The organism is Pseudomonas oryzihabitans, from assembly GCF_032027545.1.
Taxonomy (GTDB): Bacteria; Pseudomonadota; Gammaproteobacteria; order Pseudomonadales; family Pseudomonadaceae; genus Chryseomonas; species Chryseomonas oryzihabitans_F.
Map to the genome: position 1 here is coordinate 1 of NZ_JAVSJB010000032.1, position 25687 is coordinate 25687.

The window sequence follows — 25687 nt, forward strand, 5'->3', positions numbered from 1 at the left end:
AGCCCAGTCGAACCTCGTAGGAGCGGCCCATGGCCGCGATAGGTTGCCCGGTGGATGAGGCTGTGCCGTCAGACAGTAGTGTGGAAAACGGCACAGCTTTTTCCACATGGAGTTCGCCACGAGGGGTTCCCTCATCCCAGCCCTCTCCCAGAGGAAGAGGGAGCGCTTCGAGCGGATGTTCCTCTTCGGTGGCTCTCGATAAGAAAGTTGCCTCTACCACGCAGGTACCCTGTAGGAGCGGCCGCATCGGCGGACGCCATGGCCGCGATTTGAAGCAGCAGCAACAGAGGTCCAAGTGGTGACCTAGGCAAACGCCCGACAGTAGCCTGATACCAATCAATCAAGGAAAACGCCGGTTCTTGTGCTCACCCAGCTGGTTGGAAGCTCAGTGTGGACGGCGATCAGGGCTTTAGTGACGGGCAGTACATGGTAGCCCCGCCTGGGCGACTTCCTTGCACGGCTCATCTAACCTGCGCCGTCTCACCCAAGCCTGCGTCGAGTGCGACTTCGATCCGCTTCCGCCAGTGTTTTCGCAGAGCTACCGAGGCCCTGTCCGACGCTAATTCACGAACCCTCGAACAGGCTCTGACACTCAGACCTCTCGGTGATCCGGGTACTGGTGCTCGAATACCCGAGTCACTTCCGCAGCGTGCCAACTGACCGCATCGGCGGCTTGCGGCGCGCCTGCCAACGCCCCCAGGCGCAACGCGCAATCGAAGAAGCCCTCCCGCGGCAGGCGGCTGCCGCTCTGGCTGACCACCAGGGCACTACGCAGCGGCCGCCCTTCGCGGCGGTCGAGCGCGGCCAGGTATTCCAGGGCGGCGGTCAGGGTCACCATGGCCGGCTGCGGTAGCCCCACCCGCTCGATCACCGAGCGGTAGGTCAGCAGGCTACGGCTGCGGCGGGCGCTTTCCAGTTCGTCCAACAGGGCCAGCCAGTGCAGGCGGCTGATACGTAGGGTCAAGAGCGCTCAATCCCGCAATTGGTCGAGGGCGACGCCCGATGCAGGACGCTCGTGTTTGTCAGGCAGCGCCGCCAGGGCGGCCTGCTGGGTGGCGGATCTGTTGTCACGCCAGGCGCGGAAGGCATCGAGTTCATCACTGCACGCCTTGCCGACCCAGGCCAGCACGGCCAGGTCGTCGAGCAGGCCGAACATGGGTACCCAGTCGGGGATGAGATCGATGGGCAGGAGGAAATAGACCAGGCCGCCGGCCACGGTCAGCAGCGTCTTGCGACTCACGCCGCGATACTGGCCACGCCACCAGGCCAGCAACAGCTGGTGGAACAGACCCAGGGTCTCCCGGGCCTCGCCCAGCTTGAGACCCCGCTTGCTGGTCTTGCGCGCCACACCCAGCAGCAGCGCGGGCAGGCGGCCGCGAATCAGCAGGCGCTGGGCGAGTCCCAGGTAGCGATCAAAATTCTTCGGTGGCTTCATGGGCACCTCGAGCGTTGAACAGGATTCAAGCGGACTTCCCTGGCGCGGGGCCGGTACGCAAGGAATCTGATCGCAAAGGGCCTGCAGGGTTTCCTGGGCCCAATGCAAAACGCCCTGCTAGGCAGGGCGTTGGTGAGCGCGAACCGGCTTATTTCTTGGCCGGTGCCTTCTCGGCAGCAGCCGGGGCATCGGCGGCCGGAGCGGCCGGTGCATCCTCGGCGTCCGCGGCGGCGGCGTCCTTGATGCCCAGCAGCTCCAGGTCGAACACCAACACCGAGTTGGCCGGGATCGCCGGGCTCGGGCTCTGGGCGCCGTAGGCCAGTTCGGAGGGGATGTACAGCTTGATCTTCTCGCCGACGTGCATCAGCTGCAGCGCCTCGACCCAACCCGGGATCACGCCGTTGACCGGCAGATCGATCGGGGTGCCACGCTTGATGGAGCTGTCGAACACGGTACCGTCGACCAGCTTGCCCTCGTAGTGCACGGTGACCACGTCGGTGGGCTTGGGCTGCGGGCCGTCGGCCTTCTTGACCACTTCGTACTGCAGGCCGGAGGCGGTGGTGATCACGCCAGGCTTCTTGCCGTTCTCTTCAAGGAATTTCTTGCCGGCCTTGGCGTTGTCTTCACTGACCTTGGCCATCTTCTCTTCGGCGCGCTTCTGCAGCGCGGCGAAGGCTTCGGTCAGCTGCTGATCGGTCAGCTTCTGGTCCTTCTTGCCGACGGCGTCTTCGATGCCCAGGGCAACGGCCTTGGGATCCAGGTCATCGATACCTTCCTGGGCAAGGCTCTTGCCCATGTTCAGGCCGATACCGTAGGACGCCTTCTGGGCCGGGCTTTCCAGCTCGACCTTGGGCTTGGAGTCGCAGCCGCTCAGAACCAGACCCACCAGGGCCACCGCTGCTGCCAACCGATACTGTTTCATGTTGATTCCTTATCCGTGCGCATCGTGCGCGTTCAAATAACTGATCGAGCTTACAAGGAGACCTGCTCGCTTGCCATCGCCAGGCCTCTAAATGGCTGCAAAGGATAAGATTTCAAGCTTATGTCTGCCTGAACGTTGCGTGAACGAGGTGCAGGCATCGATTCCACCAGGCTGCGACCGCCAGCCGCAAGGGCACGACTGGCGCCTTCCCAGGGGTTAAACTGGCGCCTTCCTCCGCGCTTGCTAGAGACGTTCATGTTCGAGCCCAATGATCTGAATCGCCCGCCCCTGGAACTCGCCCGCGAATCACGCAAGGCCGGCGGCTACGGTCTGCTGTACTCGGTGCTGCTGGCCATCGGCATCCTGCTCTACCACCACTGGGTACCGGCCGCCTTCCCCGGCAGCCTGCTGCAGATGTCCATGGCGCTGCCCATCATCCTGTTCGTGGGTAGCGCCATCTATTACCTGACAATGGTGCGCAAGTGCGAACGCCTGCAGCGTGAGGAAGACGACAAGGCCGGTAAGACCAAGCGCCGCTAGCCACGCTGAACGTCGCCGCCAAGGCCCGGTCGATTGCAGACGGCGACCGGCGCGGGAGGCGCGATGCTGACCATCACCGATCTGCACAAGAGCTATCCAACCCCCCAAGGCCCGCTACCGGTCCTGCGCGGCGTGGATCTGCATCTCGGCCAGGGCGAGAGCCTGGCCCTGATGGGCGAGTCCGGCAGCGGCAAGAGTACCCTGCTGCATCTGGTCGCCGGACTCGACCGGCCTGATCGCGGGCGCATCGAGACGGCCGGGCAGACGCTGTCAGCGCTCGATGAACGGGCCCTGGCGCGCTGGCGGCGCGAGGGCATCGGGCTGATCTTCCAGCAGTTCAACCTCATCGCCAGCCTATCGGTGGCCGACAACCTCGCCTTCCAGGCCCGTCTTGCCCAACGCCACGATCCGCGCTGGCAGCAGACCCTGGCCGAGCGCCTGGGCCTTGCCGCGCTGTTGGATCGCTATCCGGAGCAACTCTCGGGTGGCCAGCAGCAGCGGGTGGCCCTCGGGCGCGCCCTGGCCTCGCGCCCGCCCCTGCTGCTGGCCGACGAGCCCACCGGCAATCTCGACGAAGGCAGCGGCGACCAAGCCCTGGCGCTACTGCTGGAGCTGGTCGCCGAGACCGGCAGCAGCCTATTGATGGTGACCCACAGCGCCCGCATCGCCGGCCACTTGGATCGAACGCTGCACCTGGCGCGGGGCAGGCTGGTCCTGGCTGACGAGCGCGGCTCATGAGGCTGCTCTACTGGAGCCTGCACGGCCTGGCCAGCCACTGGCGGCGGCACCCCCTGCAACTGGCCGGGCTGATCGCCGGATTGTGGCTGGCCACTGCCTTGCTGATCGGCGTATTGGCCCTCAATGCCCAGGCGCGGCAGAGCTATGCCCAGGCCAGCGCCCTGTTCGGCGCCGATCAGGCCAGCCTGGAAGCCCACGATGGCGGTCGCTTCCCCCAGGCGCTGTTCGTCGAACTGCGCCGGCAGGGCTGGCCGGTGTCGCCCGTCCTGCAGGGACGTCTCGCCCTCGCCGAACGCGAGCGGCCGGTGCCCCTGGTCGGTCTGGAACCGGTCAGCCTGCCTGCCGATCGGGGCGTCGCAGCCAGGACTTCGCCCGAGGCCCTGCTGGAGTTTCTCAGCCCCCAGGGCACCACCTGGATCGCCCCGGAAACCCTGCGTGAATGGCAACTCCGGGATGGTGCCGTGCTACACCGCACGGATGGATCGCCTCTGCCGCCGCTGCGCAGCCGTACCGGCCTGGCTCCCGGCACCCTGGTCATGGATATCGGCCAGGCCCAGCGACTGCTGGCGGCGCCGGAACTGCTGTCCCGCCTGATCCTGCCCAAGACTTTCCAGCGCGACCTGCCGCCGCTGGCAGGCCCGTCCCTGCAGCGGGTCGAGAGCGACCAAGGCAGCGAACTCGACCGCCTGACCGACAGCTTCCACCTCAATCTCCTGGCACTCGGCCTGCTGGCTTTCGCCGTGGGTCTGTTCATCGTCCAGGCGGCGATCGGCCTGGCCCTGGAACAACGCCGTCCGCTGCTGCGTACCTTGCGCGCCTGCGGGCTTTCGGCCGCGACCCTGGTACTGGCGCTGGCCCTGGAGCTGAGTCTCATCGCCCTGGTAGCCGGTGGACTTGGCGTGGTCAGCGGCTACGGCCTGGCCGCGCTGTTGTTGCCAGACGTGGCCGCCAGCCTGCGTGGCCTCTATGGCGCGGAGGTCGCCGGCACCCTGACCCTGAGCCCGGCCTGGTGGCTCGCCGGACTCGGCCTCAGCCTGGGCGGCGCCCTGCTGGCCGGGGCCGACGGTCTCTGGCGTGCGGCGCGGCTGCCCCTGCTGGCCCTGGCCCAGGGCGAGGCCTGGCGTGCAGCTCATGGCCGTTGGCTCAGACGCCAGGCCCTGGCCGCCGTGCTGGCAGCCTTGGTCGCACTCGGCCTGTTGCTGGGCGGCGACAGCCTGGGCAGCGGACTGGCCCTGCTGGGCTGCCTGTTGCTGGCTGCGGCGCTGGCGTTGCCCCCCTTGCTCAGCGCCCTGCTCGATCTCCTGCTCGGCCGGGCGCGCCGGCCCCTGCTGCGCTGGTTCCTCGCCGATGCCCGCCAGCAGTTGCCAGGACTGTCCCAGGCGCTGATGGCCCTGCTCCTCGCCCTGGCCGCCAATGTCGGCGCCGGCAGCATGACCGAGGGCTTTCGCCGGACCTTCGACGACTGGCTCGACCAGCGCCTGGCCGCCGAACTCTATCTGCGCCCGCAAGATGACCGCCAGGCGGCCAGCCTGCTCGCCTGGCTGCCTGGACAACCCGGCGTCCGCGCGGTGCTGCCGGTCCACGAAGTCGAGACGGCGCTGCAAGGCCAGCCCACTACCTTCAGCGGCGTGGTGGACGATGCCCTCTATCGCCAGCACTGGCCGCTGCTGGATGGGTCTGCGACCACCTGGACAGCCTTCTTCGCCGGCGACGGCGTGATGCTCAGCGAACAGCTGGCGCGGCGACTGAAGGTAGCCGGGGGGCAGACACTCGAATTGGTGGGGAACCAGGGCCGTTGGTCCGCCCCCATCCTCGCCACCTACGCCGACTACGGCAATCCCCACGGTCACCTGCTGCTGCCGCAGGAGCGGCTACGGGCACTCTGGCCGGACGCCAGCCTGGTCCGCATCGTGGTCCGCATGGCGCCGGAGCAGGTGGACGCCCTGCGCAGCGAGCTGCAGCAGCGCTTCGCCCTGGATGCCAGCCGCTCCATCGACCAGGGCCAGTTGCGTCACTACGCCGATCAGGTCTTCGAGCGCACCTTCAGCGCCACTGCCGCGCTCAACGCCCTGACCCTGGCGGTGGCCGGCCTGGCGTTATTCATCGCCTTGCTTGGCCAGGCACAGCGCCGGCTCGGCCAGCTCGCCCCGCTGTGGGCGCTGGGGATCGAACGCCCCCGCTTGATCCTGCTGAGCCTGGGCCAATTGCTCGGCCTTGCCTTGCTGACCCTGTCGCTCGCGATCCCCTTGGGCATCCTGCTCGCCTGGTGCCTGGTAGCCATAGTGAACGTCCAGGCCTTCGGCTGGCGCCTGCCGCTGCAGGTGTTTCCCGGACAACTGCTAGCGCTGTCCGGCATCGCCCTGCTGGCGACCCTACTGGCCACCGCCTGGCCGCTGCTGCGCCTGCAGCGCAGCCAACCCCTGGATCTACTGCGAGAACTCGGCAATGAACGCTAGGGCGCTGCTGCTCGTCTTCCTGCTGCTCGCCGGTTGCGATGAGCAGCCCCCCGCCGAAGGCTTCGCCGGCCTTGGCCAGGGCGGCGAGCACTTCGCCCCGGTGGTGCCGGGCAAGGTCTTCAGCTTTCCCGCCGACCACGGTGCCCATCCGGATTTTCGCATCGAGTGGTGGTATGTCACCGCCAACCTCAGCGATGCCCAGGGCCATCGCTACGGCGTGCAATGGACACTGTTCCGCAACGCGCTGCGCCCAGGCGCCGACCAGCCCGGCTGGAGCAATGGCAACCTCTGGCTGGGGCACGCCGGCCTCACCAGCGAGACCCGGCAGTTCTCCGCCCAGACCCAGGGCCGCGGCGGCAGCGGCCAGGCGGGAGTGATAGCCGCGCCCTTCTCCGCCTGGATCGATGACTGGCGCCTGACCGGCGACCTCAGCGGCCAGGCCCAGGTCGCGGCCCGCGGCCCTGGCTTCGCCTATCGCCTGGACCTCACCGCCCACGGCCCGCTGGTGCTGCAGGGCGAAGGCGGCCTGAGCCGCAAATCCGCCAGCGGCCAGGCGTCCTACTACTACAGTCAGCCCTTCTTCCAGGCCAAGGGCGAATTGGAGATCGAGGGACGCCGTGTCCCGGTCAAGGGCCTGGCCTGGCTGGATCGGGAATGGAGCAGCCAGCACCTCGCCGCCGACCAGCTCGGCTGGGACTGGTTTTCCCTGCACCTGGACGACGGTCGTCAGCTGATGCTCTACCGCCTGCGCCAGGCCGACGGCCAGCACTATCTGTTCGGCAATCTCATCGCCGCCGATGGCCACAACCAGCCGCTGCCCCCCGGCGCTATCCATCTCGCGCCGCTGGCCACGCACAAGGTGGCCGGACGCGAGGTACCGGTGCGATGGTCCATCACCCTGCCTGGCCAAGGCATCGCGCTGCGCATCGCTGCCCTCAATCCGGATGCCTGGATGGCCCTGGGCACGCCCTATTGGGAAGGGCCAGTCAGCGTCGACGGCAGCGCCAAGGGGGTGGGCTATCTGGAGATGACCGGTTACTAGCGGCGCAATCGAATCGATTGGACGCGATAAAGCTCACGTCAGCACGACGACCCAGACCGGAACTCCCAACCCCGCTCCCGCCTCGAATCCCTATCTCTCCCCTGCCGCCGCGCAGGGCTCGTCAGCGTGATAACCGAGGTGTCTCGATGAATGTCAAAGAGCTGAATCAGCAGGTCAAGGCCGGTGCGGTCAAGGAAGTCAACCTGGTGTCCATGGAAGGAGGCTCCTACGTCATCCATGCACTGGTGGAAGGCACCTCGGTACCGGTCGCCGACGACAAGGGTGCCACCCTGCACGTTGCCTCGGTGGAAGAGGCGCGGCGCATCCTCGATGACGTCAAGGAGGTACGCCTGTTCATCGCCCAGCCGGCGGTCTATGAAGAGATGGTCGGCCAGCCGGTGAGCCAGACCGAGTCGCGCGAAGAGATCCCGCTGCGCTCGAAGATCGAGAATCGCTGATCCGCTCGCCGTCGCCGGCGGCCGACGGCGACACCTCTCCATTCTGCACCCGGACCCCGGACTTCTCTGAACGGCGGCGTCCTCTCGCGCTCTGCCCGGGCAAGGCATCTGCACAGGGAAATTTGTTATATTATAACAAATTCATTGTCACCTGAGGATAACGCCATGTCCGCCGCCACGCCCGGCTACGCACCCGCTCGCTCCAACGAGGAAATCGCCTGTCTCGCCGGTGCCAAGGCCGCCTTGCACACCTGGGCCGCGACCGTCGCCACCCGCGATGTGGAAGCCATCCTTGCACTCTATGCGCCCGACGCCATCCTGGTGCCGACCCTGTCCAACGAAGTCCGGGATTGCCAGGACAGCCGGCGTGAATACTTCCGCAACTTCCTCGCCAATGAGGGACTGGTCTGCGATATCCAGATCTTCAAGAAACGCGTGAGCCACAAGCTGAGCACCGTGGTGGTCGGCGGCCTCTACGTGTTCCATTACCGCGACGGCGACAGCGCCGTGAGCGTCCCAGCCCGCTTTCTCTTCACCTTCGAGCAGATTGACGGACGCTGGCTGATCACCGGCCACCACTCCTCCCGAGAGGCCTGACCTAGAGCGGTTGCATTTTGTAAAACTGCAACCCTTGCCGAATGTGCGTGAGTTCGAAATCCTGTCTCGGTGACCCGGGCCCCTCTGACGGTATGTGCCGCCATGTCGAGTCATAGTCTTGAAACTTGACTAAGGAGGGGCTCATGAACGCCCTGCATGCATTCTTCTTCGCCGACTTCCTCGGCACCGCCACCTGGATGTGGCTCACCTTCTTCGCCGTCGTCATCGCCCTGCTGGCTTTCGACCTAGGCGTACTCCACAAGGAGAACAAGCCCATCGAGGTGAAGGAGAGCCTGCTGCTCTCCGCCGGCTACATCACCGCGGGCCTGCTGTTCGCCCTCTTCGTCTGGCAGCTCAAGGGCGCCGATGCCAGCCTCGACTACGTCACCGGCTTCCTCATCGAGAAGTCGCTGTCCATGGACAACGTCTTCCTCATGGCGGTGATCTTCGGCTTCTTCGCCATCCCCCGTGAATACCAGCACCGGGTGCTGTTCTGGGGCATCCTCGGGGTGATCGTGCTGCGCGCCATCATGATCGGCCTCGGCGCGGCCTTGATCCATCAGTTCGACTGGATCCTCTATATCTTCGGTGCCTTCCTGGTGATCACCGGGGTCAAGATGCTGTTCGCCAAGGTGGACGAGGAGCCCAATCTCGACGACAACGTCTTCATCAAGTTCCTGCGCAAGAAACTGCGCGTGACCGATGAGATGTACGGAGAGCACTTCTTCGTGCGCAAGCCCGATGCCAGTGGCAAGACGGTGCTCTGGGCGACGCCCATGTTCCTCGCGCTGATCGTGATCGAGTGCGCCGACCTGGTGTTCGCGGTGGACAGCGTGCCGGCCATCTTCGCCATCACCCAGGACCCCTTCATCGTCTACACCTCGAACGTCTTCGCCATCCTCGGCCTGCGTGCCCTGTACTTCGCCCTGGCGGCGATGATCCATCGCTTCGCCTACCTCAAGTACGCCCTGGCCCTGGTGCTGGTGTTCATCGGCTGCAAGATCTTCCTGGTGGGCATCATCGGCAAGATCCCGCCGGCGATCTCCCTGAGCGTCACCCTCGGCCTGCTGGCCGGCGGCGTTCTGGTCTCGCTGTACAAGACCCGTGGCGAAGCCAAGCAGGCTTCCGCCGGTCATCCAGCACGCGACTCGCTGAACAAACCTTCCTGACCTAGGAGCAGACGACCATGACCGCTAAAGCCTTCCTCGGTCTCGCCAGTATCCTCCTGCTGCTCGGCCTCGGCGGCTGCGACAGCGCCGAGAAGGCCGCCGACAGCTTCGCCACCAAGGTGGAGCAGGCTGCCCGGGAACAGGCTCGGGAAACCCTGGGCGGGACCCTCGACGAACTCAACAAGAAGGTCGACGAGGCCCAGAACCAGACGCGCGCCTGGCTGGACCAGCACAGGCCCAAGGAGAAGGAAGAGGCTTCGTCGCCCAGGGCTACCAGATCGGTGGAGGGGGTGGAGACATGAAGAGGTGATGCGGTTGCTCTCATGGCAAAGATAATCGACAGACCAATTGCCTAATCGCGGCCATGGGCCGCTCCTACACTTGACCTCAACTGTAGGAGCGGCCCATGGCCGCGATTAGGCGTCAATAGCGCGACAAAAATCCCATTGCCGCGACGGTCCTCAAAGCACCGTCACGATCTCCTGCCGGTGTACCTTGCCCGCCACCGTCACTTCCAGCTCATCACCCTCCTCCCGACCGAGCAATGCCTGGCCCAGGGGCGCCCGGGGCGAGATCACCAGCACCTCCTGCTCATCCAGCCGTACCTTGAGACCTGCCGCATCCGGCCCCAAGAACAGCCAGCGGCTGCCCGTTGCCGTAGCCAACTCGATCAGAGCCCCGACGCGGATGCCATCGGTCATGGCCGTGGGCGTCAGGGCGCGGTAGGCGGCTAGCGCCAGTTCGATCTCGTGCAGCCGCCGCCGCTGGCCATCGGCGAGATAGGCCGCCTCCAGCCCACGGGTGTCGTACTTGTTCTCGGCCTTGCTCTCGCTATGGGTGGCCGCCTCGTGGCTGGCCGCCAGCTGTTGGCTGATCACCTCGCGGTCGGCTTCCAGCGCTTGAAGAATGAGGGTGAGCAGTCGTGCCTTGTCCATGAACCGGTCGCCAGGGTAAAGGGTGCGAGCCTAAGGCCTAAGGCCGAGCTCCGCCAGCGCCCTGGTGCGCCTGTCCGCTCGCCAGAACCCACGTTCGAGCCGTCGGTCAGTAAGAGGCGAGATGTAACAGGATCGAACAGATGCGCACCCGTACCGGACTTACCCTGCTGGCCCGCGGCGGCTATGCCGCCCGTGGCCTCGTCTATCTGATCATCGGCGTGCTGGCCTTGCTGGCCGCCCGCGGCTCCGGCCAGCCAGCGGACAGCCACGACAGCCTGGAGGCACTGCTCGCCCAGCCCTTCGGGCATTTCCTGGTCGGCCTGGTGGTGGTCGGCCTGGCCGCCTTCGCCGCCTGGCGCGTCCTCCAGGCACTCCGTGACGTGGATGGCCATGGACGCAAGCCCAAGGGGCTGGTGATCCGCGCCGGACTGCTGGTCGGTGGCCTCACCTATGGCGCCCTCGCCTTCTTCGCGCTGGGTCTGCTGGTCAGTGGTCTGCGCCAGGGCGGTGGCTCAGGTGGCGAGACCAACGACTTCCTACAGATGCTGCTCAGCTGGCGCTATTCCAATCTGCTGGTGTACGTCGCTGCGCTGATCCCATTGGGCGTAGGCCTGGCGCACTTCGTGAAGGGCTGGAAAGCCAGCTTCGAGCGCTATCTCGAAGCCAGTCCCGAACAACTGCGCCTGATCCGTCCCATCGGCCGCTTCGGCCTGATCGCCCGCGGCGTGGCCTTCGTCGAGATCGCCATCCTGCTGGTCGTCAGCGGCTCGCGCTACCAGGCGCTCCATCCGCCGGGCATGAAGGATGCCCTGAATGGCCTGCAGAACCTCCCCTTCGGCGGCCTGGTCCTGTCGGTCATGGGCCTCGGGCTGATCGCCTTCGCCCTCTACAGCTTCGCCGAAGGCTATTGGCGACGCATCGACATGGATCTGCCGGACATGGGTGGGTCGCTGCGCCAGGTGTTGCCGCGCTAGACCAGGGCCAGCCGCTCGCGCATGGCGCGCCAGTGGCTGCCTTCCCAGAAGACTTTGTCGCACTGCGGACAACTCAGGAAACGCAAGTGACGCTCCCGCACCCGCGGCGGAAGTCGCTCGGCGACCTCCTCCAGGGTCACGGCCTGCAAGAGCGAATTGCAGGCCAGGCAGCGAGAGAAGGGCGCTGCCCAGGTACGCAGGCCCAGGCGTTCGTAGAGTTCACGCAACTGCGCCTCGGGCCGCAAGGCATGCACGTAGCAGCCGTAGATTACCTGCCGGCGCTTGAGCAATTCGCGATCCCGAGTGAGCAGGACGCGCTCTTCGTGCCGGGCGAGATCGGCCAGGGCGGGATCGGCATAGGCGTTGTCGTAGAGGGTGTCGAAACCCGCCATGCGCAACCGCCGCGCCAGGGCCCCCAGATGGGCATCGGCGACGAAGCGCGGCCGCCCTGGCAGCTGGTTGCGGATAGTACCGGACACCCCGGCGCCGCCGAACGCCGAACGCCGAGGCAGGATGAACGACCACCTCGTCACCCTCGCCCAGCCGCCGTGTCAACTCGGCGGGTTCGCCGTTGACCAGCAGCAAGCCGACCTCGGTATGGGGTACGCCGAGGGCCTCGATCTGATGCTTGGCGCTCGCCACCGCGGCGCACTCGACCCAGGTCGCCCGTCCCCGGTGGGCCGGGGCCAGGAAACGTTCGAGCGTGCCATGGAAGCGGAAACGGGCCTGGGTCATGCCCTCACTATGCCAGCGCCCGGCCCGGCCAGGCGTCGCGTCCGATGGATGACCCGCGTCAGGCCTCCACCTGGCTCCACTGCTTGTTCAGCCGCTTGTCCGACACCGGCATCCGCGTGCCCAGCTGCTGCGCCCAGAGGGACACCCGGTACTCTTCCAGCATCCAGCGATAGAGCTCCAGGTTGGCGTCGCGCTTGCCCTCCTGGCCATGCTTGGCGGCACGCGCACGGTATTGCTCCCAGAGACCGGCCAGCTCGCCGCTCCAGACGCGATCGCGCTGCACCTGGCCACCGAGCTTGTCGAAGCGCTGCTCGATGGCCTTGAGGTAGCGCGGATATTCCTTGAGCCATTCCAACGGGGTATCCCGGACGAAACCGGGATAGACCAGATTGCCCAGCTGCGCCTTGATGTCGTTCAAGGCCACCGCCTGGGCCAGGTCGATGCGCCCCTTGAATTTCTTCTGCAGGCCGTGCCAGAGCTTGAGGATCTCCAGGGTCAGCCGCGCCAGGCGCTCGGCCTGTTCGGTCCAGCCACCCTTGCGCCGCTCGGCCAGCGAAGCCAGGCCGGCGCCATCGCGGGGCAGCTCGGGTTCGTCGACGAGGATGGCCGCGTCCAGGCTGGCCAGCAGGATGTCTTCCACCAGGGCTTCCGGGCGGCCCAGTTCGCGGTGCAGCAGGCCCAACTCGGTCAGTCCGGGCAACTTGCCGCGCAGGAACTTGGCCTGTTCCGCCAGTTGCTGCAAGAGCAGCCGCTGCAGGGCCCGACGATGCTGGTAGGCCGCTTCGGCCTGGGTGGAGAAGCGGCCTTCGCGGACCGTGCCCTGCTCGTCCACCAGCGCCGGATAGACCGTCATCGACAGCCCGGCCACCTGCTGCTGGGTCTTGGCGGCTACCTCGGCAAAGGCCTTGGCCTCCACCGGACGCTGCTCCTGGCGTTTCTGCACCGGCAAGGCCAGGGCCGCCTGGCTTTCCTGGGCGAAGCGCGCCGTCACCTCGGCCAGGTCGCGGCCCTCGCCCAGGGGTTTGCCCTGGGCATCGACCACTTCCAGGTTCATGCGCAGATGGGGGTCGAGTCCGGCCTCGGCTTCCGGCCAGGCCTCTTCCGGAATGCGCGTACCGGTCATGCGTTGCAGCTCGCGCCCGAGGGCCTCGTGCAGCGAGCCTTCGCCGAAGGCGATCTTGTCCAAGGCGGCGCGGACGAAATCCGGCACCGGCACGAAGTTCTTGCGCAGCGCCTTGGGCAGGTTGCGCACCAGGGCCACGCAGCGGTCATAGAGCAGGCCCGGTACCAGCCAGTCCAGGCGCTGCGGGGGCAACTGCGGCAACAGCGGCGCCGGTACCCGCAGGGTGACGCCATCGCGCGGATGGGTCGGATCGAATTCGTAGGATAGCGGCAGGGTCAGCTCGCCCAGGCGCAGGGTGTCCGGGTACTGGGCGGCGGTGACCTCGCTGGCTTCGCGAGCCAGGACGTCTTCCTCCCGCATGATCAGCAGATCCGGCTGCTTGGCGCTCTCGCGGCGGTACCAGCTGTCGAAGGTGGCGGTCTGGTAGACGTCCGCCGGCAGGCGCGCGGCGTAGTAGTCGAACAGCGTCTCCTCGTCGGCGAGGATGTCGCGCCGACGGGCCTTGGCTTCCAGCTCGTCGAGCCGCTCCAGCAAAGCCCGGTTGGCGGCCAGGCACTTGGCGCGGCTGTTGATCTCGCCGCGCACCAGGCCCTCGCGGATGAACAGCTCGCGGGCGGCGGGCGGATCTATGGGGCCAAAATGCACCGGACGGCGCCCGACCACGATCAGGCCATAGAGGCTGATCTGTTCGAAGGCCACCACCTGGCCACGCCTCTTCTCCCAATGGGGCTCCAGATGGGTCTTCTTGACCAGGTGCCCGGCCACCGGCTCGATCCAGTCCGGCTCGATCTTGGCCACCATGCGGGCGAACAGCTTGGTGGTCTCCACCAGTTCGGCAGCCATGATCCAGGTGGGCTTCTTGCGGCCGATGACGCTGCTGGGATGGATCCAGAAACGCCGCTGACGGGCGCCGAGATAATCGCCGTCTTCGCTCTTCTGGCCGATCTGGCTGAGCAGACCGGCCAGGATGGCCTTGTGCAGCGCCGCATAGCTGCGCGCCCGGACCGCCGCCTCGCTGGCCTCGGCCTGTTGCTGGGCCTTGGCGTTGACGTGCTTGTCGGTGGTCAGCAGCGGTTGGTCGGCGGCCTGAGCCGGTGCCGGCGACGAAGGCTCGGCCTTGTGCGCCTTGAGCCCCAGTTCGCGGCAGAGCAGATTGAGCTGGCGATGGGCATCGCGCCATTCACGCAGTCGCAGGTAGTTGAGGAAATGCTTGCGGCACCAGCTGCGCAGGGCATTGGAACCCAACGCCTGGCGCTGTTCTTCGAAGCCGTGCCAGAGATTGACCAGGGCGGCGAAGTCCGAATCCACGTCCTTCCACTGGGCGTGAGCCTGATCGGCCTGGGTCTGGCGATCCGCCGGGCGCTCCCGTGGGTCCTGCACCGACAGGGCGCTGGTAACGATCAGCACCTCGTTGAGACTGCCCTGCTCCGCCGCCTCCAGCAGCATGCGGCCCAGCCGCGGATCGATGGGCAGCCGCGCCAGTTGTCGACCGAGCGGCAGCAGGCGGCCCTCGACGTCTACCGCCGAGAGCTCCTGCAACAGGGTGAAGCCATCCTTGATCGCCTTGCCATCCGGCGGCTCGATGAAGGGGAAGTCTTCGATGCGGCCCAGGCGCAGATGCAGCATCTGCAGGATGACCGCCGCCAGGTTGGTGCGCAGGATCTCCGGGTCGGTGAAGGTCGGGCGACCGAGGAAGTCCTCTTCGCTGTAGAGGCGGATGCAGATCCCCGGTTCGACCCGACCGCAGCGGCCCTTGCGCTGGTTGGCACTGGCCTGGGAGATGGCCTCGATGGGTAGGCGCTGGACCTTGGCGCGGTAGCTGTAGCGACTGATGCGCGCGGTGCCACTGTCGATCACGTAGCGGATGCCCGGAACGGTGAGCGAGGTCTCGGCGACGTTGGTGGCGAGCACGATCTTGCGGCCGGGACGCGGCTGGAAGATCTTCTGCTGCTCGGCCGGGGTCAGCCGCGCGTAGAGGGGCAACACCTCGGTGAACCTGAGCTGGGCCTTGCGCAGCACCTCGGCGCAGTCGCGGATCTCGCGCTCACCGGGGAGGAACACCAGCACATCACCCGGGCGCTGGCCGACGCTGCGTTCGTGGGCCTCGATCTCGTCCAGCGCCTGGAGAATGCCCTGGTCCACGGAGAGGTCGTCCACCAGCCGCTCACCGTCTTCGTCCACCTCGGCGCTCAGGGGGCGGTACCAGGTTTCCACCGGATAGGTCCGCCCGGACACCTCGACGATGGGGGCGCCGTCGAAATGCCGGGAGAAGCGCTCCAGGTCGATGGTAGCCGAGGTGATGATCAGCTTGAGATCGGGGCGTCGCGGCAGCAGGGTCTTGAGGAAGCCCAGCAGGAAGTCGATGTTGAGGCTACGCTCGTGGGCCTCGTCGACGATGAGGGTGTCGTAGCGTTCGAGGAAGCGATCGTGCTGGGTCTCGGCCAGCAGGATGCCGTCGGTCATCAGTTTGATCAGGCTGGCGTCGGTGCTCTGGTCTTCGAAGCGCACCTGGTAGCCCACCATTTCGCCCAGGGGCGAGGCGAGCTCCTCCGCCACCCGGGCGGCCACACTGCGCGCCGCCAGCCGGCGGGGCTGGGTGTGACCGATCAGCCCATGCACTCCCCTGCCCAATTCCAGACAGATCTTGGGCAACTGGGTGGTCTTGCCCGAACCGGTCTCACCCGCGATCACCACCACCTGATGGCCGGCGATGGCGCGCTTGATCTCCTCACGCTTGGCGGCGATGGGCAAGGCATCGTCGTAGCGGATGCCCGGCACGCTGGCACGCCGCGCCTCGACCTTGGCGCAGGACGCCTGGAAACGCTCCAGCCACTGGGCTTCGCGGGCGGGATCGGGCTGTTTCTGCAGGGCCTGGAGCTGGCGTCTCAGGCGATGGCGATCGGCGTTGAAGGCCTGATCCAGATTGGCGGCGAGACGGGCAACGGAGGGGGTATCGGTCATGAAACTCTTTCGACGGCGGTCGCTTGGACCGGTAAGTGTAAAAGAGTTGGGGGGTGCGGCGGGGCTTTACAAGAACGGCAGGCGGAAAACAGTCCAGTGGAGCACCACTGCGCGACAGGCGTCGCGCAGCGTTTACGCAGAATTAGCGCTTGGCCTGGGCGTTAGCCATATTCAGCGCCGCCGGCGGCGTGCGCAGCGCCATGTCGAGGGACTGCAGAGCCTTCCAGGCATCCTGCTGCAGATCGGCCGGATCGGCATGATCGAACTTGATGTTCTCGGCGGCAGCGGGCAGCGGCGGACGACTACCGTAGATCAGCGCATAGAACACCGAGGCGGCCAGGTAGGTACCGGTAAAGGACGGATGGCTGCCGTCGGGCAGGAACAGGCCGGGTTGCGGCTGGTCTGCCAAGGCCTTCTGCCAGGCCTGCCCTACCGGAGCCAGCAGCGCACCGGTCTCCTTGGCCAGGGGGGTATAGACGCTGTCCAACTGGGCCTGCATGGTCGAGTTGTTCTGCCGCGCCCAGGTCAGGTAGAGAATGGGCTGGGCACCGTCCTTGCGGGCGAGATCAGCGATCAGGCGGACATACTGGCGGGTGAGGTCGGGATTCTTCACCGGCATCATGCTGTGATCCTGGATCACCACGTAGTCGTAGTTGGCCCTGGCCAGTTCGTCCTGAACATCATGGCGTTTCCAGTGTTCCTCGAGGCTGGCACCACCAAAGGTCACGTGCTTGACGTCCAGCGGGCGCGGCTGACCTGCATCGACGGACATTTGACGGACCATCGCCGGCAGATCGTTGACGAAGGTATAGCTGTTACCTACGAACAGGACGCGGATGGGCTCGCCGGCCCGTGCCTGACCGAGCACGGTGGAACCTAGCAGCAGAAGGCCCAGTACGGCCTGGCGGACGCGAATTCGCATGGTGAGTCCTCAAGGAAGAGGTCGGATAGATGACGGCAAAGTGCCGCCTGCGGTTTATACCCGAACCTCTTGCGAAAACCATGCTCGCTGCGTCGGCGCAGCGCTACCAGTCGACGAGAGGTAGCGCTGCGGCGGCTTGAGGGTAACGCGGTTACGCCTTCTTGAGCTCGGCGTCACGCAATTCCCGGCGCAGGATCTTGCCGACGTTGGTGGTCGGCAGGCTGTCGCGGAATTCCACCAGCTTGGGCCGCTTGTAGCCGGTGACATGGTCGTGCATGTGCTTGAGCACCTGCTCGGTGGTCAGGGAAGCACCGGGCTTGGGCACCACGAACACCTTGATCTTCTCCCCCGCCACCTCGTCGGGGATGCCGATGGCGGCGCACTGCAACACGCCGGGCAGTTGCGAGAGCACCTCTTCCAGCTCGTTGGGATAGACGTTGAAGCCGGACACCAGAATCATGTCCTTCTTGCGGTCGACGATGCGCAGGTAGCCGTCCGGCTCGATCACCGCGATGTCGCCGGTACGCAGCCAGCCCTCGGCATCCAGCACCTCGGCGGTGGCCTCGGGGCGCTGCCAGTAGCCCTTCATCACCTGGGGACCCTTGACGCACAGCTCGCCCGGTGTATCGAAGCCCAGCGCCACGCCATCGGCGTCCACCACCTTGCAATCGGTACCCGGCACCGGGACGCCGATGGTGCCCAGGCGGAGGCGCTCCAGGGGATTGAAGCTCACCACCGGACTGGTCTCGGTCATCCCGTAGCCTTCGCAGATGCCGCAGCCGGTGACCTCCTGCCAACGTTGCGCCACCGCCTGCTGCAGCGGCATGCCACCGGAAAAGGTGACCTTGAGGCCGGAGAAGTCCAACTGGCGGAACTCCTCGTTGTTGCATAGCGCGGCGAACAGGGTATTGAGGCCGACGAAGCCGTTGAAGCGCCACTGCTTGAGTTCCTTGACCATGGCCGGCAGGTCGCGTGGATTGGTGATCAGGACGTTGTGGTGGCCGAGGATCAGCATCGCCATGCAGTGAATGGTGAAGGCATAGATGTGATAGAGCGGCAGGGGCGCGATCATCACCTGAGCGCCCTCGCCCAGGTACTTGGTCATCAGCACCTGGCACTGCAGCATGTTGGCGACCAGGTTACGGTGGGTGAGCATGGCGCCCTTGGCAATGCCGGTGGTACCCCCGGTGTATTGCAGGACGGCGACGTCCTCGCTCGCCGGATCAGCATCGACGAACTCGACGTGCTCGCCCTTGGTCATGGCATCGACGAAGCGTATCGCATGGGGGATACGGTAAGGCGGCACCATCTTCTTGACGTGACGCACCACGGCATTGACCAGCAGCCGCTTGAAGGTCGGTAGCAGATCCCCGACCTCGGTGACGATGACGTGCCGGATATCGGTCTGCGGCAACACCTGTTCGGCCAGGTGGGCCATGTTGGCCAGACAGACCAGCGCACGCGCCCCGGAATCCTTGAACTGATGCTGCATCTCGCGGGCGGTGTACAGCGGATTGGTGTTGACCACCACCAGGCCGGCACGCATGGCACCGAAGACCACCACCGGATACTGCAGCACGTTGGGCATCTGCACGGCGATGCGGTCACCCGGCTGCAGATCGGTATGCTTCTGCAGATAGGCGGCGAACTGACCGGACAGCTCATAGAGTTCGCGGTAGCTCAGAGTGCGGCCCAGGTTGCTGAAGGCCGGTCGGTCGGCGTAGTTCTGGCAGGCCTCGCGAAATACCGCCAGGACGTTGCGATAACGCCTGGGGTCTATGTCTGTCTGGATGCCCTCGGGATACTTGTCACTCCAGAAATTCGGCATCATGCAGCCCGCTCCTGCTCTTTGGTTATTGTTCGTGGGAGAGTGCCAGGTCAGCGCTGATCCGGCACTGCGAGCCTAGCAGTTTTGCCCAGGCCGCAACAGCATCAATATCCGCCCTTGCCGTCACACAATGACCGATAAGTCTCTTTCGGTCATACTGTCCCGGGCTTTTCGCGGCGATGATTAGCCTCGCCGCCCAGGCATGGGTAGAATGCCCCGCTTCGCGGCGTTCGCCGCTTCGCCACTGCTGCCGGAGAGCGTCATGAGCCTGACCGAAAACATTCCTTATGAAGCCCTCGAGATCGGCCAGAAGGTGACGGTCACCCGTACCATCGAACAGCGCGATGTGCTGCTGTTCGCGGCCCTCTCCGGCGATCGCAATCCGCTGCACCTGGACGCCGAATTCGCCGCCAAGACGCTGTTCCGCGAGCCCATCGCCCACGGCATGCTCAGCGGTGCCCTGATCAGCGCGGCGGTGGCCTGCAACCTGCCCGGTCCGGGTACCCTCTATGTCGACCAGACCATGACCTTCGAGAAGCCGGTGAAGCTGGGCGATACCCTCACGGTGGAAATCGAGGTGCTGGAGAAGCTGCCGAAGTTTCGCGTGAACCTGGCCACCCGGGTCTTCAACCAGCACGGCGACAAGGTGGTGGACGGCGTCGCCAAGGTGGTCGCCCCGCGCAAGACCGTGCAGGTACAGCAGGTCGAGCTGCCCCCCGTCACCGTCGGCTAAGAAGCTGTTCGCGATCTCGCGAGCTAGAGGCAAACAAGGCGAAAGTGCCTGAAAAAGCGCAGTTTACGAGTGGTAAATGAGCATTTTGAAGGTACTTTCAACGCAGGTTGGCCGACGCGCCGCCGATCATGAATAGCTTCTGAGCAACACCCTCCCCGCCTCAGCTCAGATCGGCCAGTCCTCGTTGCAGCGGGGGCTGCAGGCTGAAGTCGCTGAAGGCCACCTCCATGCCCCCGCGCTCGGGCGTGCCGCATACCGGACCCACGCGATACTCGGCGGCCGCCGGCAGGCTCGCCAGGCGCAGCAGCGGCCAGCGCTGACCGTCCAGGGAGGCCTGTACCCGCAGGGTGCCCTGGGTCAGGGTGATGCGCAGCCAGAGGTCTTCGCGCTCGCCCAGCGGCAGGCCCAGGGCGAGATCGGAACGGCCCAGGGTCAGGACGCTCAGCAGTTGCGGGGTCTCATCGAAGTAGCCGATACCGGCGCGCAACCAGTGCTGTCCGTCGAGATGGACCATGAGACCGGCGTGGTCGCCCTGGTTCTTGCAGCGCGCCACCACCCGCACCTGGGCGGTGAAGCCGCTGGTGACCCGCGCGCCGAAGAAATGCCCGCTGTGACGCTCGGCGCCGTCATGGGTATGGCGCCAGAAGTCACTGTGCCGATCGGTGATGACTCTCAGCCGGTCGGCTTCGGCCAGCCAGGTCTCCGGCTCGTTGGTCCAGTGGCAGATGTCGAACATGGGGCTCTCCTTCCGTGCTGGCGCTTGGAGTGTCGCGGGCCCCGCAAGTTCGTCTAGTACCCGGCTTTGAGAATGGCCGCCGCTATCTGTCCCAGACCGATTTCCTGTTCCACTGCGCCGAGCTTCATGGCTTCCTTGGGCATGCCGTAGACCACGCAGCTGTCCTCGTCCTGGCCGAGGGTGCGACCGCCAGCCTCGCGCAGTTCCTTGAGTCCCCGGGCGCCGTCGTCGCCCATGCCGGTCATGATGATGCCCAGGGCGTTGCTGCCGGCAGCCCGGGCCACCGAGCGGAACAGCACGTCCACCGAAGGCCGGTGCCGGCTCACCGGCGGGCCGTCGATGACGTCCACCAGGTACTGGGCACCGCTGCGCTTGAGCAGCATGTGGCGACCACCCGGGGCGATGAGTACCCGTCCGGGCAGCACCCGATCGCCATGGCGGGCTTCCCGGACCTCCAGCTCACAGAGACGGTCCAGACGCTCGGCGAAGGCAGCGGTGAAGCGCTCGGGCATGTGCTGGACCACCACGATGCCAGGGCAGACCCGCGGCAGGGTGGTGAGCACCGCTTCCAGCGCCTGGGTACCGCCGGTGGAGGTACCCAGGGCGACGATGCGTTCGGTGGTCCGCGCCATGGCCACGGCGCCGGCAGCCGGCAGGATGGCGTCGGCACTGAGCTTGGGCGGCGGCGCCACCGGTGCGGCGCGTGGTGCGAGTCGCTTGAGGTTGGCCCGCGCGGCGGCCTTCACCGCGCTGACCAGATCGTCCGAGGCATCCTTGAGGAACTGCTTGAGGTTGGCCTGGGGCTTGGTGACGATGCTCACCGCGCCGGCCGCCATGGCCTGCAGGGTAGTGGCGGCGCCCTTTTCGGTGAGGGTGGAGCAGATCACCACCGGCGTGGGGCGCTCGGCCATGATCTTCTTGAGGAAGGTGATGCCGTCCATGCGCGGCATCTCCACGTCCAGCACCAGGACGTCGGGCCACTGCTTGCGCATCTTGTCCTGGGCGAACACCGGATCGGCGGCGACACCTATGACCTCGATGGCAGGGTCCTCGGCGAGACTCTGGGCGAGCACCTGACGCACCACCGCGGAGTCGTCGACGATGAGGACCTTGATCTTGTTCATGGAGTGATTCTCGTGAGCGGCGGAGTGTAGGTCACCTCCACCTGTTGTATGAGTACCCGGCCATCGACGAGGCTGAGGGACAGTTTGCGATGACCGTCACCCCTGACGTGCGTACGGACGGAGCGCAGGCCCAGGCGGGCGAGCTGGGCCAGCGCGGCGTCGACGTTGAGGTCACCGATGTTCTTGACTCGCCCGCGCAGGATCTGCGGAAACATGTTGCCACCGCCGTAAAGGTGCACCTGATACCCCTGCAGATCACCGCCATGACGGGCGATGGCGGCCAGTATCAGGTCCAGCGACTCGTCGACGTAGTGACCGTCGGGCGCCACGCCCGGTACGGGGCGTTGGCGAGAGGGTAGCAGCGAATGGGTCATGCCACCCAGGCGACGCCCCGGATGCCAGAACACGAAGGACACGCAGGAGCCCAGGATAGTACGCACCAGCCTGTCACCCTGGCCGAAATACCATTCGCCAGGGCGGATGAACAGCTCCGGCGGGCTCGACATCGCCTCAGACCGGTCGCTGGTAGATGGAAGGACTGACCATTTTCAAGGCATCGGTTACGCCATTCAGACTTTCCGAATGGCTGACGAAGAAGTATCCCCCGGGTCGCAGCGTCCGTACCAGCCGCTCCACCACCTGGCGCTTGGTGGGGATGTCGAAATAGATCATGACGTTGCGCAGGAAGATGATGTCGAAGGTGCCCAGCTCAGGTAGCGAGTTGTTGAGGTTGATCTGCCGGAAGGAAATTCGCGAGGCAAGGCGCGGGTCCACCAGGAAGGTCCCTTCGTTTTCCCCAACGCCCTTGAAGCAATGGCGACGGAGCAGCGCCGGTGGAATGCCTTCGGCTTCCGTCAGCGGATACTGCCCCTTGCGTGCCGTGGCCAGCACCCGGGTGCTGAGGTCGGACGCGAGAATTTCCCAGGGCCGCTCGCCCAGTCCTTCGGCCAGGGTCATGGCCAGGGTATAGGGCTCCTCGCCCGAGGAACAGGCACCGCTCCAGAGCCGCAGCGGTTGCCGGCGGTCCCAGTTCGGCAGCACCTTCTCACGCAGGAAGTCGAAGTGCTTGGGTTCGCGAAAGAAGTAGGTCTCGTTGGTAGTCAGCAGGTCCACGGCCATCTGGCATTCCGCCTGATCGCGCTGGATCAGTTGGAAGTAGGCGTCGTAGCTCGGCGTGCCCCGCTGGCGCACCCGCTTGGCGAGACGACCGCTCACCAGCGGGCGCTTGGCATCGGACATGCTGATGCCGGCGACCTTGAAGATGAAGCTGCGGAATTGCCGGAATTCGCTGTCACTGAGGGCGGGAAGATCCATCTCGTCCTCGCTCAGGCGGCGGACATGTCGGCGAGCCGGGCGAGGTCGTCTTCACCCAGGACACGATCCATGTCGAGCAGGATGATGAAGCCCGCATCCTGCTTGGCCATGCCCAGGATGAAGTCGGTACGGATCGTGGCGCCGAAGCGGGGCGCCGGCTCAACGGCCTCGGCGGCCAGTTCGAGCACCTCGCACACGGCGTCGACCACGATACCGAACACCTGGGAGCGCTCGCCGACCTGGATTTCCAGGACCACGATACAGCTGCGACGGGAGGTCTCGGTCAATCGCTGGTGGAAGCGCATGCCAAGGTCCACCACCGGGACGGCGGCGCCGCGCAGGTTGATGACGCCGCGCATCGCCGGCGGCAGCATGGGCACCGCCGTGACGGCGCCGTACTCGATGATCTCCCGGACGCAACCGGTGGGTACGCCATAGAGATCGCCAGCCAGCTGGAAGGTCAGGAATTGCCGGGACAGCTCAAGAGTGGTCATCAGGCATGCTCCTCGAAGCGGACGAAGCCGTCCGGTGCGGCGGCACCGCGCGACGCCTTGCGCGGGCGGGGCAAGGTACGCTCGACCGCCGCCAGCGCGGCTTTCTTGAGGGTCTGACGGGGTGCGACCGAGCTGGTCGCTGCCGCGTCGCTCAGGGTGAAGTATTCCATCAGCTGCTGCAGCTGCTCGGCCTGGCCGCTCATCTCCTCGGAGGTGGCCGCCAGCTCTTCGGAAGCCGAGGCGTTCTGTTGGGTGATCTGGCTCAGCTGCATCATGGCGCTGTTGATCTGTTCCACCCCGGCGGTCTGCTCTTCGGAGGCCGCGGTGATTTCCTGGACCAGGTCGGAGGTCTTGTTGATGGAGGGGACCATCTCGTCGAGCAGGGATCCGGCGCGCTCGGCCAGGGCCACGCTGCTCTTGGCCACGGTGCCGATCTCCTGGGCCGCCACCTGGCTGCGCTCGGCCAGCTTGCGCACCTCGGCAGCCACCACCGCGAAGCCCTTGCCGTGCTCGCCGGCGCGGGCCGCTTCGATGGCCGCGTTCAGCGCCAGCAGGTTGGTCTGGTAGGCGATGTCGTCGACGATGCCGATCTTGTCGGCAATGGTCTTCATGGCCACCAGGGTGTCCCGCACCGACTGACCACCCTCGACCGCCTCGCGCGCGGCCTTGCCGGCCATGCCATCGGTGACCTTGGCGTTCTCGGTGTTCTGGGCGATGGAGGCCGACATCTGCTCGATGCTGGCGCTGGTCTCCTCGACCGACGCCGCCTGCTCGGTACTGGCCTGGCTCATGCTTTGGGCGGTGGCGGAGACTTCCTCGGAAGCGCTGGCCAGGCCGTCGGCCGAGCTGCGTACGTCGCTGATGATCTGCGCCAGGGTAGTGGTCATGGTGCGGACCGAGGCCAGCATGCTGGTGGTGTCGCCTTCGCGAGTCAGCACCTCGACGGTCAGGTCGCCCTTGGCGACGCGCTGCACCACCTCAGCGGCGTAGGCCGGCTCACCGCCGAGCTGGCGGATCAGGCTACGGGTGATCAGGTAGCCGAGCAGGATGGAGACGAGCACGGCGACGGCGCCAATGACGATCATCATGTTGCGGGCGGACAGGTAGGCGGCGGTGGCGGCATCGCCCGCCTCGTCCATGCGCTGGGCCTGGAGGTCGTTCAGCGCATTGAGTGCAGTCACCAACTCGCTGTTGTTGGGCGCGAACACGTTCAGCAGGTAGTCCCGCGCGGCACCGCGATCGACGTCCAGCAGGCGGAAGAGCTCGGCATATTTGCCCTGTAGACGCTCGCGTGCATCGGTGACCGCGGCCAACTTCTGCTTGCCTTCATCGCTGGCGATCTTCTTTTGCAGATCGGCCAGGATGTCGGCGTTGGCTGCGCGCAGCTTGGCGATGTCGCCCACCGTCTTGACCTTGAACTGCTCGTCTTCCACCAGCAGCAGGTTACGGATGAGACGGCCAGCATCCAGGGTGTTGCGCACCAGGGTATTGGCCTGGACCGTCATGGGGAAGCGAAATTCGGCCATGTTGTCGGCCGAATCCTTCATGGTGTTCATGTTCAGGATCGCAACGCCCATGACCAGCAACAGCATGAAGATGGCTACGCCGAAACCGACGGCCAGCTTGGTAGAAACGCGAAGATTGTTGAGCATACGTTAAGCGCCTCCGGCGCCGGACCAACTGAATCGAGAGGCACCACGGCGGGCGCCCAGTGTCATTTCAGGGGGTGAGACCAGGGGTCAAGCCCTGGGCCACAGTCGCCAACTCCGTGACATCCAATACCCGCTGTACATCGAGCACGATCAGGAAGCCCTCGCCCAGCTTGACCATCCCAGCGATGAAGTGGGGTTCCAGGCGGCTGCCGAAGGCCGGCGCCGGCCGGATCTGCGCCGGCTCGATCTCCAATACCTCGCTCACCGCGTCCACCACCACGCCCAGCACCTGGGTGTCTTCGGCATCGACCACCTCGAGGATGACGATGCAGGTCCGCGGACCGACCCGGGTCGGCGTCCCGCCGAAACGTGCCTCCAGGTCGATGACGGGCACCACGGCGCCACGCAGGTTGATCACGCCGCGGATGCACGGCGGCATCAGCGGCACCTGGGTCAACTGGCCGAATTCGAGGATCTCGCGTACCACCATGGTGTCCACAGCGTAGGTTTCACCGGCTACCACGAAGGTCAGGTGCTGGTGCCCCAGGGTATCCTGGGCGATGTCTTCAAGGGTCAAGGCGGTCATGCTCTATTACTCCGGGAAGCGGACGTAACCGTCCGGCGTAGCGCCAGCGGCAACCTTGGGACGCCGCACCGGCTGGGCGGCCCGGGCCGGACGCACCTGTTCGATGGCGCGCTCGAGGTCCTGGACGGCACGGCCCTCTCCGGTATGGAAGAAGCCCATCAGGCGTTGCAGTTGTTCGGCCTGGCTGCTCATTTCCTCGGCGGTGGCTGCCAA

General features: G+C 66.0%; 24 protein-coding genes and 2 pseudogenes. 10 read left to right on the top strand and 16 right to left on the bottom strand.

The genetic code is table 11. The features are described 5' to 3' along the window. Nucleotides 1-592 precede the first annotated feature (592 nt). The 3 genes from RND78_RS26080 to RND78_RS26090 form a co-directional block, all read right to left on the bottom strand. Entirely contained in the window at nt 593-964 is a 372-nt protein-coding gene (locus RND78_RS26080) for a hypothetical protein (protein ID WP_312732929.1), read from the bottom strand. Nucleotides 965-970: 6 nt separating this feature from the next. Then, a complete protein-coding gene (locus tag RND78_RS26085; protein ID WP_312732931.1) occupies nt 971-1435 on the bottom strand; it encodes a DUF1232 domain-containing protein in 465 nt (154 codons plus the stop codon). A 148-nt stretch (nt 1436-1583) separates the two neighbouring features. Further along, a complete protein-coding gene (locus RND78_RS26090) occupies nt 1584-2357 on the bottom strand; it encodes an FKBP-type peptidyl-prolyl cis-trans isomerase (protein ID WP_059229987.1) in 774 nt (257 codons plus the stop codon). Nucleotides 2358-2612: 255 nt separating this feature from the next. On the opposite strand from RND78_RS26090, the gene RND78_RS26095 reads away from it, so the two are divergent. The 8 genes from RND78_RS26095 to RND78_RS26130 all read left to right on the top strand — a co-directional run bounded on the left by RND78_RS26095 (nt 2613) and on the right by RND78_RS26130 (nt 9659). Then, a complete protein-coding gene (locus RND78_RS26095; RefSeq protein ID WP_312732933.1) occupies nt 2613-2897 on the top strand; it encodes a hypothetical protein in 285 nt (94 codons plus the stop codon). A gap of 63 nt (nt 2898-2960) precedes the next feature. Beyond that, the gene (locus RND78_RS26100; RefSeq protein WP_312732934.1) at nt 2961-3635 is read left to right on the top strand and encodes an ABC transporter ATP-binding protein; all 675 of its coding nucleotides are present in this window, start codon (nt 2961-2963) and stop codon (nt 3633-3635) included. Then, complete coding sequence (locus RND78_RS26105) at nt 3632-6091, top strand: ABC transporter permease (protein WP_312732936.1); 2460 nt, start codon at nt 3632-3634, stop codon at nt 6089-6091. Before RND78_RS26100 ends, RND78_RS26105 begins: the two co-directional genes overlap by 4 nt. After that, nucleotides 6081-7133, top strand: a complete 1053-nt coding sequence (locus tag RND78_RS26110; protein ID WP_312732938.1) for a lipocalin-like domain-containing protein — start codon at nt 6081-6083, stop codon at nt 7131-7133. Before RND78_RS26105 ends, RND78_RS26110 begins: the two co-directional genes overlap by 11 nt. Nucleotides 7134-7279: 146 nt before the next feature. Beyond that, entirely contained in the window at nt 7280-7591 is a 312-nt protein-coding gene (locus RND78_RS26115; RefSeq protein WP_312732940.1) for a DUF6482 family protein, read from the top strand. A 165-nt stretch (nt 7592-7756) separates the two neighbouring features. After that, nucleotides 7757-8188: a DUF4440 domain-containing protein gene (locus RND78_RS26120; RefSeq protein ID WP_312732943.1), complete on the top strand. Its 432-nt coding sequence runs from the start codon at nt 7757-7759 to the stop codon at nt 8186-8188. A gap of 143 nt (nt 8189-8331) precedes the next feature. Next, nucleotides 8332-9357, top strand: a complete 1026-nt coding sequence (locus RND78_RS26125; protein WP_312732945.1) for a TerC family protein — start codon at nt 8332-8334, stop codon at nt 9355-9357. Between the two features lie 17 nt (nt 9358-9374). Beyond that, nucleotides 9375-9659 (top strand): hypothetical protein, encoded by a 285-nt coding sequence (locus RND78_RS26130; protein WP_312732947.1) that lies wholly within the window; start codon nt 9375-9377, stop codon nt 9657-9659. Between the two features lie 159 nt (nt 9660-9818). On the opposite strand, the gene RND78_RS26135 is transcribed toward RND78_RS26130, so the two are convergent. Beyond that, on the bottom strand, nt 9819-10292 hold the full coding sequence (locus RND78_RS26135; RefSeq protein ID WP_312732949.1) for a GreA/GreB family elongation factor: 474 nt from the start codon (nt 10290-10292) through the stop codon (nt 9819-9821). Between the two features lie 140 nt (nt 10293-10432). On the opposite strand from RND78_RS26135, the gene RND78_RS26140 reads away from it, so the two are divergent. After that, nucleotides 10433-11266, top strand: coding sequence for a DUF1206 domain-containing protein (locus tag RND78_RS26140; protein WP_312732951.1), 834 nt, complete (start codon nt 10433-10435; stop codon nt 11264-11266). Here RND78_RS26140 and RND78_RS26145 read toward each other — a convergent pair. From RND78_RS26145 to RND78_RS26165, 4 genes and pseudogenes are all read right to left on the bottom strand, one after another. After that, a pseudogene (locus RND78_RS26145) lies at nt 11263-12001 on the bottom strand (Mut7-C RNAse domain-containing protein). The gene RND78_RS26140 and the pseudogene RND78_RS26145 overlap by 4 nt on opposite strands. A gap of 58 nt (nt 12002-12059) precedes the next feature. Beyond that, on the bottom strand, nt 12060-16085 hold the full coding sequence (gene hrpA / locus RND78_RS26155) for an ATP-dependent RNA helicase HrpA (protein ID WP_312732953.1): 4026 nt from the start codon (nt 16083-16085) through the stop codon (nt 12060-12062). A 142-nt stretch (nt 16086-16227) separates the two neighbouring features. Continuing rightward, nucleotides 16228-17007: an SGNH/GDSL hydrolase family protein gene (locus tag RND78_RS26160; RefSeq protein WP_312732955.1), complete on the bottom strand. Its 780-nt coding sequence runs from the start codon at nt 17005-17007 to the stop codon at nt 16228-16230. 151 nt (nt 17008-17158) lie between these two features. After that, nucleotides 17159-18838, bottom strand: coding sequence for a long-chain fatty acid--CoA ligase (locus RND78_RS26165; protein WP_312732957.1), 1680 nt, complete (start codon nt 18836-18838; stop codon nt 17159-17161). A gap of 259 nt (nt 18839-19097) precedes the next feature. On the opposite strand from RND78_RS26165, the gene RND78_RS26170 reads away from it, so the two are divergent. Next, entirely contained in the window at nt 19098-19568 is a 471-nt protein-coding gene (locus tag RND78_RS26170) for a MaoC family dehydratase (RefSeq protein ID WP_312732959.1), read from the top strand. 160 nt (nt 19569-19728) lie between these two features. On the opposite strand, the gene RND78_RS26175 is transcribed toward RND78_RS26170, so the two are convergent. The 8 genes and pseudogenes from RND78_RS26175 to RND78_RS26210 form a co-directional block, all read right to left on the bottom strand. Next, nucleotides 19729-20304, bottom strand: a complete 576-nt coding sequence (locus tag RND78_RS26175; protein WP_312732961.1) for a DUF1349 domain-containing protein — start codon at nt 20302-20304, stop codon at nt 19729-19731. A gap of 53 nt (nt 20305-20357) precedes the next feature. Beyond that, complete coding sequence (locus RND78_RS26180; RefSeq protein WP_059227705.1) at nt 20358-21428, bottom strand: chemotaxis response regulator protein-glutamate methylesterase; 1071 nt, start codon at nt 21426-21428, stop codon at nt 20358-20360. Then, complete coding sequence (locus RND78_RS26185) at nt 21425-21934, bottom strand: chemotaxis protein CheD (protein ID WP_312732964.1); 510 nt, start codon at nt 21932-21934, stop codon at nt 21425-21427. The genes RND78_RS26180 and RND78_RS26185 overlap by 4 nt, the downstream gene beginning before the upstream one ends. A 4-nt stretch (nt 21935-21938) precedes the next feature. Continuing rightward, complete coding sequence (locus tag RND78_RS26190) at nt 21939-22742, bottom strand: protein-glutamate O-methyltransferase CheR (RefSeq protein ID WP_312732966.1); 804 nt, start codon at nt 22740-22742, stop codon at nt 21939-21941. Nucleotides 22743-22753: 11 nt separating this feature from the next. Next, on the bottom strand, nt 22754-23236 hold the full coding sequence (locus tag RND78_RS26195; protein WP_312732968.1) for a chemotaxis protein CheW: 483 nt from the start codon (nt 23234-23236) through the stop codon (nt 22754-22756). Next, entirely contained in the window at nt 23236-24888 is a 1653-nt protein-coding gene (locus tag RND78_RS26200) for a methyl-accepting chemotaxis protein (RefSeq protein WP_312732970.1), read from the bottom strand. Before RND78_RS26200 ends, RND78_RS26195 begins: the two co-directional genes overlap by 1 nt. Before the next feature lie 67 nt (nt 24889-24955). Continuing rightward, nucleotides 24956-25474 (bottom strand): chemotaxis protein CheW, encoded by a 519-nt coding sequence (locus tag RND78_RS26205; RefSeq protein WP_312732972.1) that lies wholly within the window; start codon nt 25472-25474, stop codon nt 24956-24958. A 6-nt stretch (nt 25475-25480) separates the two neighbouring features. Then, nucleotides 25481-25687, bottom strand: a pseudogene (locus RND78_RS26210) (methyl-accepting chemotaxis protein); the annotation flags it as partial.